Raw genomic sequence first — 807 nt, forward strand, 5'->3', positions numbered from 1 at the left:
CGCGCCGCCGCACCTCGCGCAGCAGCGAGGTGATGGTCGCCCGGGCCTCGGACAGCTGGTCGCTCATCAGCAGCCAGCGGTAGCGGGCGGAGCCGACGCCGTTGTGGTGGCAGGCCACATAGGGGTCCTGAGGCTCCTTCAGTGCGCGCTTGATGGTCGCGGGGGCGTCCGGGTGGCCCATCAGGGTCTCGGTGGAGGCCTGGAAGGCCAGCGCCATCAGCTCGGTGCGCCGGTCCCGGCCGCGCGCGGCCNNNNGGTCAGCACCTCGCGGGCGATGTCCCGCGCGAGATCCACCTCGCCGGCCGTGATGGCGTCCTCGGCCGCCCGCAACCGCCGCTCGTCCGGGCCCGGCACCCCGTCGGCCGGGGTGTGCCGGGCGGCGAGCAGTCCCAGCGAGGCCGCGACCGACGGCGCGCCGCGGTCCCGGGCCAGCGCGGCGGCCCCGGCCAGCCGGGCGGCCACGTCCGGATCGGTGCCGGTGGTGGCCAGGGCCAGGTGCCGGGCGCGCTCGATGGGGTCGGAGGCGGCGGTGGACAGCGCGGCGTGCGCGGCACGGCGCTCCTGCGCGGGCGCCTCCGCGTACAACGCGGCCGAGATCAGCGGGTGCGCGAACCGTACGGCCGGGCCTTCCGGTTCGGTGGCCAGCAGCCCGAGCTCGGCGGCCTGGGCGCACTCCGCCTCGGCGTTCTCCCGTCCGGCCGCGTGCAGCAGGGCCGGGGTGGGGCGGGCGCCGGCGCTGGCCACGAGGAGGGTGCGGCGGGCCTCGTCCGACAGCATCTCCAGCCGGCTGAGCACCAGGGCGCGCAG

At 78.2% G+C, this 807-nt stretch carries 1 pseudogene; it reads right to left on the reverse strand.

Going from position 1 to position 807, the window contains the following annotated elements:
• Window positions 1-807 (reverse strand): annotated as a pseudogene (locus tag BZY54_RS47920) (helix-turn-helix transcriptional regulator); the annotation flags it as partial.

Origin of the sequence: Streptomyces carpinensis (assembly GCF_002154505.1) — a bacterium.
Classification (GTDB): Bacteria; Actinomycetota; Actinomycetes; order Streptomycetales; family Streptomycetaceae; genus Streptomyces; species Streptomyces carpinensis.